This window comes from Propionispira raffinosivorans DSM 20765 (assembly GCF_000381065.1).
Taxonomy (GTDB): Bacteria; Bacillota; Negativicutes; order Selenomonadales; family Selenomonadaceae; genus Propionispira; species Propionispira raffinosivorans.
Genome location: NZ_KB905840.1, coordinates 34130 through 50181, shown reverse-complemented (window position 1 = coordinate 50181; position 16052 = coordinate 34130). Strand labels below are relative to the sequence as shown.

Sequence of the window (16052 nt, the reverse complement as noted above, 5' to 3'; positions counted from 1 at the left end):
TGATACCTGCAAATTTAACTATTATTTTGCGTAGACATTAAGCGCCTGTAAAAAATCTTCTACTAAATCATCTGCATTTTCAATTCCCACTGAAATACGCAGCAAGCCAAAAGTAATGCCGATTTTCTTTCGATCTTCTTCCGGAACATCATAATGTGAAGACATCACAGGATGAGATAGTGTTGTACGATACCCGCCCAAAGTCATTGCATAATGTGCCAAATTTAAATTTTGCATAAATTGGTTCATTTTTTCTTTATCATCGGGCAATACAATACTGAGCATACCGCCGTAACCATTTTTAAACATTTTTTTCGCTAATTTATGTTGTGCGTGAGATGTTAATGCTGGATAATTCACCTTAAGAACATAAGGTGATGCCTCTAAGGCCACGGCGAGCTTTTCAGCATTCGCCATTTGCTTTTCTAAACGAAGCGACATCGTTCGCATACCGCGTTGAACCAACCACGAAGTAAATGCATCCGCTGTAGAACCAATTAAAACCTGTAACTCATACGCCTTGTCAATTAACTTCTTGGAACCAGTCACAGCACCACAGACTGCATCGCTATGCCCATTCGCAAACTTTGTCAAACTGTTCACTACAAGATCCGCGCCATAATCGAGTGGTTTTAAGCCAACGGAGGTCATAAAGGTATTATCTACCACAAAAATCGCATTATTTTCATGGGCCAGATTCGCGATTTTCTCAACATCAACAACTGAAATCATTGGATTTGAAATAGTTTCTGCATAGAAAATTTTTGTATTTGGCTGTATAGCCGCTTCCACAGCAGTAAGATTCGTAAAATCGACATAACTGACAGCAATATTATATTTATTTAAAACCTTACTGAAAATATCAATACTTTCCCCATATAATGTCTGATCGGAAAGAATATGATCCCCTGCTTGTACAATTGACAGCACAGCTGTCGAAATAGCCGCCATACCCGAACTGCATACAATTGAAGCCTCACCGCCCTCTAGATAGGTCATCAGCTCTACTAAAGCACTGCGATTTGGATTTCTGTTCCGATTATAGCAAAACCCTTTTTCATCATAACGATCTTGCAAATCGTCCAAATCATCGACATTAAACGCTGTTGTTAAATAAATCGGTGCCGTTTCCGGATTTGTCGCTTTTTCGCGAATATAGGCACCTTGTCGTAAAAGTTCCGTTTCATACGAAAATTCCTTATCTGCTTCTTTAAACATATGCGCTCCTCCTTTTTCACTGTTCTTACTAAGCTAGTTAAACGATTGCCAACGGTTGCCCCATCGATAACACCTTGCTAAGAAATGTTTTGGTACGCGTTTGACATGGATGATCAAATAATTCATTCGGTTGATTTTCTTCGACAATATAGCCGCCATCCATAAAAATCAAACGATCACCTACTTCACGTGCAAATCCCATTTCATGCGTAACAACAACCATCGTCATACCATCTTTGGCTAATTGTTTCATTACATCTAAAACTTCGCCCACCATTTCAGGATCAAGTGCCGAAGTTGGCTCATCAAAAAGCATAATATCCGGTTCCATTGCCAGTGCCCGGGCGATTGCGATGCGCTGTTTTTGTCCACCCGATAACGAATCAGGATAAACATCTGCTTTATTTTCTAGATCGACTTTCTTTAAAAGATCCATGGCTCGTTTATAAACAATATCCCGTGGCAGTTTACTCACCTTGAGCGGTGACAGCATGATGTTTTCTAAAACACTCATGTGCGGAAATAAATTAAAGTCTTGAAAAACCATACCTACTTTTTCACGTATTTTATTGATATCCGTTGCATTATCGGTAATATCGACATCTTCTATATAAATATGACCATCGGAGATAGATTCCAAACGATTAATACATCGCAAAAAAGTTGATTTCCCCGCACCGGAAGGACCAATAACAACAACGACTTCCTGCGGTTTAATTGTTAAATTAATATCTTTTAAGATTTCATTTTCACCAAAGACTTTTTTCAAATGCTTCACTTTAATCATTTTACGCTTAGTCTCCTCTCAAATCTGCTTAAAAAGTAACTTGTCGAAACCGTTAACAGTAAATAAATAACGGCTGTTGTAACATAAGATTCCCATACCCGATAATATTGTGCATTCATTGCCTGTGCCCAGTACATAAGTTCAGGGGTTGCAATCGTCGAAACGAGGGAAGAATCTTTGATCAAACTGATAAACTCATTGCCTAACGGCGGTAAAATACGGCGGATTGCCTGTGGCAAAATAATATAACGCATCGCCTGCACATGCGTCATGCCCAAAGACCTTGAAGCTTCCGTCTGCCCCTTATGAATCGACTGAATGCCAGCCCGAACCGTTTCTGCAATATAGGCTGAAGCATTCAATGACAAAGCCAAAATACCAGCCGCAATTCCATTCGACTGTCCCATAAAATAAGGTACAACCCCAAAATAAATAATCAAAATTTGTACAAGCAGCGGCGTTCCGCGAAAAAAGCCAATATAACACGTAAAGAAAAACGACACGAGTTTATTTTCTACTAACTTGCCTAACGCAATAAACAAACCTAATATTGTGCCAAAAAAGATGCCTGCCAAAGATAACCCTATTGTCAATAATGTTCCCATTAAAAAGAAATGCGAGTATTCAGCAATAATATCAAATCTAAAATCTACCATTGAACTCTCCCCTTTGCTTGGAAGCCTGTACCCGCATAGCTTCCTGAAAATTTATTTACGCTAAGATTATTTTTCCTGCGCTTTTAGTTCTTCCATGTTCGGTTCAACTTTAAACCATTTTTTGTAGAGTTCTGCATATTTCCCATTTTCATATAATGTATGCAGTGCTTTATCAAACGCTGCCTTTACCGCACTGTCTTTCTGATACATTATACCGAAGTATTCTGGTGAAAATGTTTTTTCATCTTGAATAATACGAACTTTTTCATTGCTATTACTGCTGACAAAAGCTTTATTACTCGTATCATCGCCGACTACAGCATCTGCATCACCGTGAATCATATCCATATACGTCAGTCCGCTTTTTTCTTTTTTAATCTTTTCATTATTTTTTCCCATCAATTTTTCAACAGCTTCCTGCCCAGTGGAACCACTTTGTACAGCAACAATTTTTTCTTTTAAATCTTCGCCGGTTTGAACGGAACTGTCTTGTTTTACTACAATTGACTGCCTTGATACAAAATAAGGATGCGAAAAATCGTAGGTCTGTTTACGTTCATCCGTAATTGTAATCCCAGATATCCCCACATCAGCTGTTTTATTTTTTAACTCAGCAAACATCGCATCCCAGCCAACATTTTTAATTTCATATTCATAGCCAGCTTCTTCTGCTAACGCTTTGGCTAAATCGACATCAAACCCAACCAATTCGCCCTTATCAAGATATTCAAAAGGGTTCCAATTTGCATACGTTATAATGGTAATTTTTTGTTTTTTCGCCTCACCGGAACTTTTTACTGAATCACTACCCCCGCAGCCCGTCAGCAGCAAAACCATCATCGATAACAAAGATATAACAATCACCAATTTTTTCATAAGTAAACACTCTCTTTCTCTTTCGATTTTCCAATATAAACACCGTCAATTTTCATTTGTATTTAGATATAAAAAAAAACAAAGGTCCTCTACTTGTTAGTAAAAACACCTTTGTTTTCATTGGAATCCTATATGTGATTTTTCTTCATTATAAACTCTATACCGAGCATAAAGTCAATACGCGCTTTACTCTAAACAGCATAATTTAATCAACAAAACTATCTGCTTGTTGCCGATAAGAATCCGCTAAACACCTAAATTTCTTTATATTTACCAAATCATCCCCAGGGAAACCTTTTTGATAAAACTCCGCCAATCTATTTAAGGCATCTTTAGACGGATTGACTTCTGCCACTCGCAACAAGCGACCAAGTTTAAAAGCATAGGCCTGCGTTAGTTCCCTTTTATAAGGAAAGTTTAAAAACTCTTCGGAAAATATTTCATACAAGTCAAAAATTGCCTGCTCACAATCAGCATCATAGGCCTGCCGAAAATATTTTTCAGCTTGCTCCAAGTCAACAACCACTCCATTTTTACCCAGCTTGTAAAACAGACCAAGTTCATACATGGCATGACCATCTGTTGCGCTGATCTTTTGAAAATAAGAAAATCCTTTCCCCATATCTATCGCCGTGCCAAAACCATAGGTATAACACATTCCTAAACGATATGCGGCTTTTTTCTCATCACTCATCAAGTCATTTTCAATAACCTCGCGAAACAATCTAGCTTCATCCACCGGATTTGCTGCACAGCCTTGCTGCATTTTCATACAATATGCCAAGGTATACATAGCTGATATATTCCCTAGCTTTGCTGCTTTTACATACTGCAAAACAGCGTTTCTATAATCTTTTAAGCCAAATAAGTACTCTCCATACTGAAAAATATCTGCTGATGTCTCCGGTTTTTTTGCCTGCCAATATAATGTCTGACGGAGGGCCGCCTCATGGGATCGATCTGTATATACACTCATCTTTATTTCACCTGCCATTTTACTAAAACCCTTTGCTTGCGCAGGGCCCCGAACTACACATACCACACCCTTGCTGTAATTCATGGATATTTTTCCCGTCTAAATAGGCATTACAGCGAAACCGGTCAAAGCTTTGTTCAAGTAGAGCACCACTCGGACACTTTTCCACACACACTTTGCATTGCCCCGTCTTATAATACAAACAATAAGATTGTGTCGGTCGCTCCGTTGGACGAATCGTCGCATCAATAATGATACTGCCGAATCTTCCAGCGGTGCCGCTGCGAGTTATCACCAGATGGTTCAACCCAAATGTTCCGATTCCGGCAATAACTGCAGATGCTTTATGTGACCAACTTGTTGTCAGTTCAATCGTATCATAGTTACCAATCGGTGGTTCGGTTGCCGACTCAACACCATATGTCTGTAAATCCAATTTCAATTGCTCACCAATTTCAGACAAAACTCGATTAGCTAAGGTATAATTTTCTGACCATTCTTTTACAATCTTTTGTCTTCCTTTGATTTTTCTTATCACAGCCAGCGAATGAGGAATAAAATAAACCACTACCGTTTGCGCATGAGGCAGTATTTCTCTTGGATGATAATGCTTTGCTTGTAAAATTTGGCTCAACTTATCATATAAAGGATCATTCGCCGCTGCATAACCTATAATCGGCTCACGAAAAAAATCTTGATGGGGCAAAAGAATTTCTTTAATAATACGTTCAATTCTAATCTCTATCGCTTCCATTGCCACTGCCCCCTCTATTCATACGACTTATTCAAATACGGCTAATGCTTGTTTGAAATCAGCAATCAAATCTTCACTGTCTTCAATTCCTACCGAAACTCGCATAAGTCCATAGGAAATACCCATTTTTTTCAGTTCTTCTTTTGGTACATGATGATGCGAAGAATGTAACGGATGCGAAAGTGTCGTGCGAATTCCCCCTAGAGTCGGTGCATAATGTGCCAAATGGAGCCGATTCATAAAAGCATTTATTTTTTCTTCATCATTTGGCATTTCAAAACTAAGCATCCCCGTCATGCTTTTTGCATTTTTAAAAAGTCGCGCCGCTAGCTCTGCTTGTGGATGAGAAATTAACGATGGATGATTCGTCGCAAGTACAGCGGGATGACTTTCTAAGAATTCCGCCAGCAAGGCAGCATTTTCCATTTGTTTACGCACCCGCAAATCCAACGTATGAATTCCTCGATAAACAAGCCAAGCACTGAAAGGACACCCCGATGTCCCTGTAAGCATGCGAATTGTATGGATTTTTTGAAAAACTGCCTCATCTTTCAGCGTAATAGATCCTGCCAAAGCATCACTATGCCCATTTATATACTTCGTTAAACTATGAATGACAATATCGGCACCGAGCACTAACGGCTTAACTGCAATCGGTGTTGTAAACGTATTATCAATCATCAGTAAGGCCCCAGCCTGATGGGCAAGTTTTGCTAAAGCTTCAATATCGGCTAAATGATCGGTTGGATTACTAACAACTTCCGTATAAATCATTTTTGTTTGTGGCCGAATCGCTGCGGCAACGGCAGCCAAATCACCAAAATCAACATAATCAACCGCAATTCCATAGTCTCTTAAAAGTAAATTAATGGCATCAAAGGTTTCACCATAAATATTCGTATTCGCTAAAAAATGATCACCAGGTTTTAAAAGTGAAAAAAATGTTGTTGTAATAGCGCCCATTCCTGAAGAAAAAATCAAAGTATATTTTCCTTTTTCCAGATAAGAAATTACTTCACCGAGTGCATTTCGATTCGGGTTGCGAGTTCTAATATACGTGTAACCTTTTTCATCATATGTGTTTTGTACATCCTCTAAATCCCCCATAGTGAATGCTGTCGTTAAAAAAATAGGGAAAGATTCTGCTTTAAGTTCATTTCCCTTTATCGTTTCGCCTTCATACAAAAGACCTGTTGCTTCACTGAATTGCATTTTTTTATCCATCAAGAATCCCTCCATATCAAATAACCAAAGACACATACTCTTGAGCCATTCAATGTAAAATGACTCAAACCTGAATATCCGCCTTTGGACGATGTCATTGTATAGTCTATATTTGATATAGAGTCAACCCTTCATTTGGCATTATTCCCTTAAATCATTGAGAAAAATCTGCACCTCATAAGGACAAGCATGATATTCGACTAGATTATCCTCATATTCATTGGCTATGATATAACTCGGCTTTGCATAATTCTTAAAATATTCAGCAACAAAATCAGGATTCCAATCATCCGTACGGATTTTCCCGCGAAAGCACATATATTCTCCCGCCGGCAATTCCATAAGCCATGGTGCATCTACCAATGGTTTTTCTTTTAAATAAATAAAATATTTATTTGGAACAAATTTTTTATTTATTAAATTATGAAAATCAGCTATATAGCCGTATTGTCGTCTATGTTTCAAATTTTCACGACTTTTCAATTTCGCCAGTCGTGTTTCAACACTTTCAACCGTATCATCCGGCAAATAATCTACATACATCAAATAACGAGTTGCAAAAGAAGACACATAGGGTATATTATCAAAATGATGCCGGTCCAAATACTTGAAATAATCGATATACCAACGAATATCATCATAGGTATCTTCGATCTCCGCTAATTCTCGGGCAAGTCTTTCTTTTTGAATTTCGAGGTAGGACAGTATTTTATCCGTTTTTCCATCTTTTAAAATCTCGTCAATTTCCGTTAAGGAAAGGCCTAATTTTCTTAAATATTTGATCCGATCAATATAATGAAATTGTTTGAAAGAATAGTATCGGTAACCCGTTTCATAATCGATATGCTGGGGTTCCAATAATTTTAAATTCGAATAATTACGCAGCGACTGCACTGAAATACCCATAATTCTTGCGGTATCTCCAATCGAATATAATTCTTTCATATCAAATACCCTCCCTAATTGACTTCACACTTTAAATTTACAAAAAAAACGATACTCTCAGACTCCCGTCCGAAAAGCATCGTTGCTACTTTCATTATACTATGATATTTCATATAGATATAGACAAAAACAGGCTTTTTTTATTTTTATACAAAACATATGCTTTTATTCCATCATATCTCACAAACAGTATGAACAAAATAGAAAAATTGGATTGTTTCTATGCCTCAACATAAACAATCCAATTATCTTTCTTATTTACAAAATTTTTTTAAGCAATTTGTTAACTAAAACCGACAAGACAAAATTCTTTATACAGAACAATCAATTGTATGTGTCGTTGTTGGTATAATAGAACTTTTTGCATCTGGCAAAGAATTCAGCATAGATGCCATACTATCTTGCTTTTGTTGATAATACTTGTCAATAATTGAATCAATCGTTGTACCATCATCCTTTACTTTTTCGCCAAACATTCTTGCCACAGTTTTATCTGCAAGTTGTTCAATTTCATCCACCGCTGAAGAATTAATCGTTTTCGCCGCTTCACCTAGAGCATCTTGTGAGTCTTTGATATCTTTCGTATAGGTATCCACTTGCTTACTCAAAGCATCTTCTTTTTTATCGCGAAGCGCCTGTGTTTCATCAGATACTGGACCATAAAGAGCAAATTCTGTATCTTGTTTTTTCATAGATTCTAAGTCTTTTTTTGCACTTACCAGATAGCGCTGTGAACTCTTTAGTTTTATATTTAAACCAAATACCTGTTTAAATGAATTTCCAAATTTCGTGTAGGCATCCTCATCTCTTGCCGCGGCACTTATCGTTGCCGTATCCCGTTCACTGGCAACCTGCGTTTGACCGGTTCCACTTTTTTGTAAATACGGCTGAAATACACTTGCCGTACTCGTTTTACTAATATTCATACCCGCTTCCTCCGCCATGATATTTATATCTCTTACATCCTACATAAATTATTCTCCACACACAAAAAAAATCCTGTGAAACCTCCTAAACTTAAAATCATACCGTACAATCTAAATTATGTGGCACAGAACTTCCGCCCCTGCCCGAATCATGAGCAGTTGCCGTACTCGGCAGTAAGCTGAGCATGGCGTTTTGACCTGCCTGATGTTTTTTATAATATTTAGCGATAATTGCATCAATCGTTACCCCATCATCTACGACTTTTTCCCCAAACATTCTCGCCACGTCTTTATCCGCCAACTCTGAAATCTCCGCGACGGCCCCAGCATCTATATTTTTCACAGCTGTCCTTAATGAATCTTCCGTGTCTTTGATATCTTTTGTATACGTATCAACTTGTTTTGTCAAGACATCTTCTCTTTTCGTTCGCAGAGCCTTTGTTTCATCCAATACAGGACCATATAAGGACATTTCATGATCCTGCTTCTTCATTGATTCCAGATCTTTTTGCGTACTTTTTAAGTAACGCTGCGAACTCTTTAATTTGATATCCAGTCCATACACTTGTTTATAAGGCATGCCAAAGTCATTCGAAGCTTCATTTTCGCTGTCATTCACTGCAACAACTGCGGCATCAGCCTTTTGCCGACTCGTTTGCAGCGTCTGTTGAAATATACGTGCCGTGCTTGTTTTGGTAATATACATAATATCGTCCTCCTCCATGATATTGACTAGAGATGTATATCAATCCATTGATACACAGATAATTCTAGTTTTTGTACCCTGCATAAATTATTCTTCACACACACAAAAAATCCTGCGAATGTTCCATAATTTTTCAGTCATTCAGGGACACTCGTAAAAAATGACAAGCAAGCCTGCAGTATTATGATGGCAATAAACATCACTTTTCACCTTCTTTTGAAAACATGTATGTTAAAACAAAAATAGGCCATCTTTTATATAGAATTCAATTCCAGATAAAAGATGGCCTACACTTCTTACTATTTATATTATTTTTCGTCTTTAATGGCCGATTCAAGCGTATGCCAGGATAAAACAGCACACTTCACCCTTGCCGGCATATTCGAAATGTTTTTTAAAGCAATAGCTTCATCTAAAATTTCCAAATCATCATCATCCGTAATTTCACGTTTAATCATGCCTAAAAATGTATCAATGAATTCTTGGGCTTTTTCAACATTCTGTCCACGAATCAGATCAATCATCATTGAAGTAGATGCCTGTGATATGGCACAACCAATTCCGGTAAAGGCTGCATCTTCAATCACACCATTACAAACTTTCAGTTCCAAAGAAATTTCATCGCCACAGCTTGGATTTCGTCCCTTTAGCACAATCGTCGGTTCCACTAAATGTTTTTTATTACGACCCGATTTATTATGCTCGGCAATCATTTCTGTATAGACACCACTAAGATCCATAACCTAATACTCCTCTCACGCGGCTTAGGCTGTCAATCAGCTTATCTACATCCTCACGTGTATTATAAAAATAAAGACTCGCCCTGCATGTTGCATTCACACCTAAATACTGCATCAATGGATGCGCACAATGATGACCGGCACGAATCGCAACACCATCCGCATCTAAGATCGTCGATACATCATGTGGATGTATATCGGCAACATTAAAAGCAATAACGCCTGTTTTAACCGATAAATCGTCACTGCCATAAAGTGTAATATAGGGAAGTGCCTTCAATTTTGGAATGGCATACTGAATCAAATCCGCTTCAATCGCTTCTATTTTGTCAAAGCCAATTTTCCCAATATATTCAATAGCTGCTGCGAGACCTGCCGCCCCCCCGACATTTTGCGTACCAGCTTCAAATTTAGCCGGAAGCGGTGCAAAGGTCGTCTCTTGCTCCCATACATAATCAATCATATCACCACCGCATAAAAATGGCGGCATTTTATCAAGAAGTGCTTCTTTTCCATAAAGTACGCCAATCCCCATTGGTGAAAGCATCTTATGACCGGAAAAAACAAGAAAATCAATATCTAACGCTTGTACATCAACTTTAAAATGTGGTACACTTTGTGCCCCATCCACAATCACTATAGCGCCTACACTGTGCGCTTTTTTCACAATATCAGCGATCGGATTTATAATCCCCAAAACATTTGAGACTTGCGTTACCGCAACAATTTTTGTTTTATCAGTAATTTTCGCATCAAGTTCTTGTTGCGTAATCCGTCCGACTGAATCCAGATATATATATTTTAAAGTAGCACCTTTGGCTTTCGCCACCTGCTGCCATGGCACAAGATTACTATGATGTTCGGCAATCGAAATTACAATCTCATCGCCAGATTCAATAAAATTCATTCCATAACTATAGGCTAATAAATTTAAAGATTCTGTCGCATTTTTCGTAAAAATAACTTCATACGAGTTTGCCGCACCAATAAATTTTTGTACCGTTTCACGAGCACCTTCATAGATTTCTGTAGCCTTAACGCTTAAATCATAAGCCCCACGATGCGGGTTGGCATTAAATGTCGTGTAATAGTCATCAACCGCTTGAATTACCGAAAGAGGTTTTTGCGTTGTTGCCCCATTATCTAAGTAAACCAGCGATTTGCCATTCATTGGTTTTTGTAAAATCGGAAAATCTTTTATATATTCATTCGGCATGGCTCAACCGCCTCCTAATATAAGTCGAAATTTGTGTTTTGATTTCAGACACGGGGATTTTATCAAGCGCTGGCTGAAAAGAAGCTTCTACAACTAATTTTTCTGCATCACTCAAACTAAGTCCCCGGCTCATGAGATAAAATAATTTATCTTCATCCATTTTCCCGATACTGACGGCATGATGACCTTCAACATCTGATTCACCCGAAAGCATAAGTGGCACGGAACGATTTCGCACGTTAGGACTGAGCAAAACAATTTCTTCCGCTTCATTGCCAATTGCACCACGAGAACCTTTGAGAAAATCTAATGTTCCTCTAAATGTTTTTTGACTTTTATCCATCAATGCACCATGAATTTCCATGTTCCCGATTGATTTTTTACCTTTATGTGAAACTACATAATTCATATCCAATTTGCGTTCTTTATCACCAAAGTAAATCGCCTGTACCTGCACCGTGCTGTTATCACCTGCTAAGTTCGTCCTACAGCTTGTAATTGCCTGTGCTGCACCAAGCTCAACCGTTGTAATATCCACCTGTGCATCCGATTCAACAAATACATTGATGGCATCTAGATGAATATCCTGCTCGGATAACATTTGTACTTTTATCAAATGAACGCTGGCACCTTGTTCGGCATAAACTTTGGTAATCCCATTATGAAATCCTCTGGATTCATCCGCTGCTTGATAGCCAATGACGATTGTGGCTTCACTGTTTTTGCGAGCAAGAATCATATGCTGATCAACAAGCGTCTTATCTTGATCATCAAGTTCATATTGAAGCAAAATCGGATCTTTCACCTGATCGTTTGCTGCTATTTCAATGTAAAAGCCGCTGTTTTGATTGACTTGCACAAATTCTTGCAATTCTTCATTTAGCCCTGCATTCAATTCGTCTAAAACCGGATATTCTTGATTGTTCTGATCCAGATTTATAATTGAAACAGCCGGATTGCTTGTTTTAAGCGGCTGCTTTTTATAGGTCCCGATTGCTGGGATTTCATTTTCCAGCTTGGTTCCATTAACCCCCAACCAGTTCCAAGTCCGTACTGGAATAGGATTTACAATTGTATTATATTTTTCCATACTATCATCCCCTATCCCATCGTACCTTCAAGTTCAAGATTAACTAAGTTATTCATTTCCACCGCATATTCGAGTGGCAGTTCTTTCGCAATCGGTTCCACAAAACCTCTGACAATCATTGCTTTTGCTTCTTCTTCGCTAATGCCACGACTCATCAAGTAAAAAATCGCCTCATCACTGATACGACCAATTTTCGCTTCATGACCGATATCTACATCATCATTTAAAATGTCCATAACTGGGAGTGTATCCGACCGGGAAAGATCATCCAGCATCAACGATTCACAATTAACCGAGGATTTCGAATGATGCGCATTCGGAGCAACTTTAATAGCACCACGATATACAACAACCCCACCATCTTTGGAAATAGAACGTGTACTAATATTAGAAGAGGTATACGGTGCCGCATGAATCACAGCCGCGCCTGTATCCAAGGTCTGCCCTTTCGCAGCAAACGTAACACCCGTAAATTCTGCCCGAGCATGCTCGCCACGCAAAATACTACGCGGATACAGCATTGAAATTTTCGATCCGAATGATCCCGAAACCCATTCAATTAAACCATCTTTATCCACTAAGGCACGTTTGGTATTGAGATTCAACATATTACGTGACCAGTTTTCAATTGTTGAATACCGGAGACGTGCCCCTTCTTTTACATATAATTCTACACAACCAGCATGTAGATTCGTTACATTATATTTCGGTGCCGAACAACCTTCAATAAAGTGAAGGCTCGCCTCTTTATCGACAATAATCAACGTATGTTCAAACTGCCCGGCTCCTGGTGAATTTAAACGAAAATACGATTGCAGCGGAATATCAACATGCACGCCAGGTGGTACATAAACAAAAGATCCTCCTGACCATACTGCACCATGCAATGCGACAAATTTATGATCTTTTGGTGTCACCAACTGCATAAAATATTCTTTGACCATGGATTCATAGTCGCGAAGCGCACTTTCCATATCTGTGTAAACTACACCCTGCTTCACCAAATCTTCTTTAATGCTATGGTAAACAACTTCTGAATCATATTGCGCACCGACTCCAGCGAGTGATTCTTTCTCTGCTTGTGGAATACCCAAACGATCAAACGTATTTTTAATATCTTCTGGAACTTCTTTCCAATCGCCCTTCATTGTCGTGTCAGGGCGAACGTAGGTAACAATATGATCCATATCTAGTTCATCAAGGGCTGGTCCCCAACTAGGAAGTGCTGTATTATTATAAACTTCAAGTGACCGAAGCCTGAAATCCAGCATCCAATCCGGATCATTTTTTTCTTTTGAAATTGCTCGGACGATGTCTTCCGTCAAGCCTTGGTTTGCTTTATAACTATAGCGATCTTCATTTTTTATATCATAAAGACTGCGTTCAATATCTTCGACAAATGTTTTTTTCTTCTCCATAAACTTGGATCACCTCACTTATATCAATTCTAAATCAAAAAATCCTGTTTATACCTTCATTATTTCAAATGAAGGAAACCATTTTCACTAATTTCATCAATAAGTGTCGCATCACCATGTTTAATAATCTTCCCATCCATTAAGATATGTACATGATCCACTTTTAGATGTTCTAATATCTTTGTGTTATGTGTAATAATCAAACAGGAATTTTCTTTGGTATGAAAATGTTTTACACCAGCCGATACGATCTGCACTGCATCGACATCGAGCCCGGAATCCGTTTCATCTAGCATTGCCAGTTTTGGATTAATCATCATCATTTGCAAAATTTCATTGCGTTTTTTTTCACCGCCGGAAAAGCCAACATTCATATAACGAGATGCATAAGACTCATCCATTTTTAGCGTTGCCATCGTTTTTTCTAATGATTTTTTAAAAGCCATTATTTTTATATTTTCGCCATCAATCGATTTTTTTGCTGTCCGAAGTAAGTTTTCCACCGTAATACCAGGAATTTCTTCTGGATTTTGAAACGATAAAAAAAGACCCCTTCTCGCACGTTCATACGTTTTAAGTGTTGTAAGGTCTTCTCCTTCAAAAGCAATTGATCCCGCGATTATTTCATATTTGGGATGTCCCATAATCAAATTCATTAATGTAGATTTTCCTGAACCATTCGGACCTAAGATGACATGAATTTCACCTTTATTTACTTGAAGATCTAACCCCTTCAAGATTTCTTTTCCGTCAATGGCTGCATGTAACCCACGTATTTCTAAAAATTTTTCTGCCATTTTTACACCTCTTATTCTAGCAATCATCTGCAATTTATATTAAAAGTAAACTATCCTTATCGAAATACTAGGAATTAAATTTATTGTATTGCTTTTTTTATCCGCTGTCAAGATATGCAATAAATCAAAATCACAGATTTATGAGTTTTATCATTAATATCATTTATACTTGTTTTTCTTATCAAATACGCTGTCATGATCTTGAGCAACGCTCAACCCTTATAATATAAGGGTTAGTCAAATTTCTATAGCAGACATTGATAAATCTGATATTAAAGTATCCTTTTTTCTCTTCTCATAATAATTTTATTTAGCGTTAATTATTATTAAATAAAAGTTAATATCCGTTCCGTATCTTCTTAAATCTAAGACAAGGCGAAATATTCGCTTAAGCATTCCATCCATTTTAACCTATAACTTTAAATGCAATGCAAATTTATTAGGCTCAGCATACGGAACGAACTACATCAAAATCACAAGCTCCCTCAAGACTTTAGTCAATCCACAAAATGTCACCCGTATCAGCCTTATTTTAAAGCCAGAGAACGTTTATCTATGGCACGGTCTGTCGCCAGAATACCATCTAAATGGTCATATTCATGCTGAATCAATTCAGCTAAATCACCTTCTAATAAAGTGCTTTGCTGTTTACCAAAAAAATCTGTATATTCAAGCTGGCAGCGTTTGAACCGCTGTACCTTGACCAATAAATTAGGAAAGCTCATGCAATCATCCCATAACTCTATCATCTCCGTATCGGGAAAGCACAGACTTGGATTCACTAAAAGTTTAGGTTCACCTATATTCAAATAAATAAGCCGCTTCATTATTCCAATTTGTGGCGCCGCGACAGCCCGCCCCGCTTTATATGTATGGCGAAAGTCCATTAAAGTATCATGAAGATCTTTCATAACCACTTCCAGCATAGACCATTCTTTGAGCAAAACAGGTTTTGATATATCGTAAAGACATGAATTACCTAATTTAAGTATTTCTTTCACTGCCATTAAAATTAACCTCCTATATATATTGTATAAAAAGCAGACAACTTTATTCAGTTATCTGCTTTTTATTTTCTATTTTATACGAATTAAGCCCGAGGCTTTAAGTATTTATAAATTGTATAACGAGAAATGTTTAATTTTTCAGCAATAATTGGAATGCCCTTCGTAAAGTCAAAAGCACCACGTTCCATAAGCAATTCAATCATTTTTAGACGATCGCCTCGATTAAACATAACCACTGGCTTTCCCACTATTTTCAAACATTCATCAAAAATATCCTGCAATAAATTACTCGATGAAGAAATGGCTTCTTCAATCGGCTGCCCGACCGCCGTAAATTCTTCCAAGGATGCTTTTGCCATAGCCAAATGCGTGTAATCATAATTGATGCCTAATGCATAATGATAATCGTCGCCGCGTAAATGAAACGTTGAACTTTTAAGCAAACGTCCATCTTTCGTTTTGCCTAAACAATTAACCAAATCTTTGCCCTCAAAAAAATCATCAACCTCTTTAACTCCCAAAATCGTCAGACTCTCACCCTGTTTACGCTGTGTTACTTGTCCATGATAGATGGAAACAATCGATGATTTTTTATTGTTCATATCATGAATGAGTGTCTCACAAGAATTTCCGAACATGTTTGCCAACCCAGCCGCAACTCGGTTCAAAAATTCTAAGGCTTCTTTTTTTTCCAAAACTGCCACCGCCTTCTCTAT

17 protein-coding genes are annotated in these 16052 nt (G+C 37.8%); all 17 read right to left on the bottom strand.

Annotation, left to right across the window (positions count from 1 at the left end):
- Positions 1–21: 21 nt before the first annotated feature.
- Positions 22–1218, bottom strand: a complete 1197-nt coding sequence (locus F606_RS0101840; RefSeq protein WP_019552154.1) for a trans-sulfuration enzyme family protein — start codon at positions 1216–1218, stop codon at positions 22–24.
- A gap of 37 nt (positions 1219–1255) precedes the next feature.
- A complete protein-coding gene (locus F606_RS0101835) occupies positions 1256–2005 on the bottom strand; it encodes an amino acid ABC transporter ATP-binding protein (RefSeq protein WP_019552153.1) in 750 nt (249 codons plus the stop codon).
- Positions 2002–2661 carry an amino acid ABC transporter permease gene (locus tag F606_RS0101830; RefSeq protein WP_019552152.1) on the bottom strand — a complete coding sequence of 220 codons (660 nt, stop codon included), beginning with the start codon at positions 2659–2661 and terminating at the stop codon, positions 2002–2004. The genes F606_RS0101835 and F606_RS0101830 overlap by 4 nt, the downstream gene beginning before the upstream one ends.
- Before the next feature lie 66 nt (positions 2662–2727).
- Positions 2728–3537, bottom strand: a complete 810-nt coding sequence (locus F606_RS0101825) for a basic amino acid ABC transporter substrate-binding protein (RefSeq protein WP_019552151.1) — start codon at positions 3535–3537, stop codon at positions 2728–2730.
- Between the two features lie 205 nt (positions 3538–3742).
- Positions 3743–4513 (bottom strand): tetratricopeptide repeat protein, encoded by a 771-nt coding sequence (locus F606_RS0101820; protein WP_019552150.1) that lies wholly within the window; start codon positions 4511–4513, stop codon positions 3743–3745.
- 22 nt (positions 4514–4535) lie between these two features.
- Positions 4536–5267 carry an epoxyqueuosine reductase gene (locus F606_RS0101815; RefSeq protein WP_019552149.1) on the bottom strand — a complete coding sequence of 244 codons (732 nt, stop codon included), beginning with the start codon at positions 5265–5267 and terminating at the stop codon, positions 4536–4538.
- A 27-nt stretch (positions 5268–5294) separates the two neighbouring features.
- Positions 5295–6491 carry a trans-sulfuration enzyme family protein gene (locus tag F606_RS0101810; protein WP_019552148.1) on the bottom strand — a complete coding sequence of 399 codons (1197 nt, stop codon included), beginning with the start codon at positions 6489–6491 and terminating at the stop codon, positions 5295–5297.
- Between the two features lie 141 nt (positions 6492–6632).
- On the bottom strand, positions 6633–7436 hold the full coding sequence (locus tag F606_RS0101805; protein WP_019552147.1) for a MerR family transcriptional regulator: 804 nt from the start codon (positions 7434–7436) through the stop codon (positions 6633–6635).
- A 311-nt stretch (positions 7437–7747) separates the two neighbouring features.
- Positions 7748–8362: a hypothetical protein gene (locus F606_RS0101800; protein WP_154651074.1), complete on the bottom strand. Its 615-nt coding sequence runs from the start codon at positions 8360–8362 to the stop codon at positions 7748–7750.
- 97 nt (positions 8363–8459) lie between these two features.
- Positions 8460–9068: a hypothetical protein gene (locus F606_RS0101795; RefSeq protein ID WP_019552145.1), complete on the bottom strand. Its 609-nt coding sequence runs from the start codon at positions 9066–9068 to the stop codon at positions 8460–8462.
- 308 nt (positions 9069–9376) lie between these two features.
- On the bottom strand, positions 9377–9808 hold the full coding sequence (gene sufU / locus F606_RS0101790; RefSeq protein WP_019552144.1) for a Fe-S cluster assembly sulfur transfer protein SufU: 432 nt from the start codon (positions 9806–9808) through the stop codon (positions 9377–9379).
- Complete coding sequence (locus tag F606_RS0101785; RefSeq protein WP_019552143.1) at positions 9798–11024, bottom strand: cysteine desulfurase; 1227 nt, start codon at positions 11022–11024, stop codon at positions 9798–9800. Before F606_RS0101785 ends, sufU begins: the two co-directional genes overlap by 11 nt.
- A complete protein-coding gene (gene sufD / locus F606_RS0101780; RefSeq protein ID WP_019552142.1) occupies positions 11014–12114 on the bottom strand; it encodes a Fe-S cluster assembly protein SufD in 1101 nt (366 codons plus the stop codon). The genes F606_RS0101785 and sufD overlap by 11 nt, the downstream gene beginning before the upstream one ends.
- Positions 12115–12125: 11 nt before the next feature.
- Positions 12126–13532, bottom strand: a complete 1407-nt coding sequence (gene sufB / locus F606_RS0101775) for a Fe-S cluster assembly protein SufB (RefSeq protein WP_019552141.1) — start codon at positions 13530–13532, stop codon at positions 12126–12128.
- A gap of 59 nt (positions 13533–13591) precedes the next feature.
- Complete coding sequence (gene sufC, locus F606_RS0101770; RefSeq protein WP_019552140.1) at positions 13592–14329, bottom strand: Fe-S cluster assembly ATPase SufC; 738 nt, start codon at positions 14327–14329, stop codon at positions 13592–13594.
- A gap of 527 nt (positions 14330–14856) precedes the next feature.
- Positions 14857–15336: a peptide deformylase gene (locus F606_RS0101765; RefSeq protein ID WP_019552139.1), complete on the bottom strand. Its 480-nt coding sequence runs from the start codon at positions 15334–15336 to the stop codon at positions 14857–14859.
- Between the two features lie 83 nt (positions 15337–15419).
- Positions 15420–16040, bottom strand: a complete 621-nt coding sequence (locus F606_RS0101760; RefSeq protein ID WP_154651073.1) for a helix-turn-helix transcriptional regulator — start codon at positions 16038–16040, stop codon at positions 15420–15422.
- Positions 16041–16052: the final 12 nt, after the last annotated feature.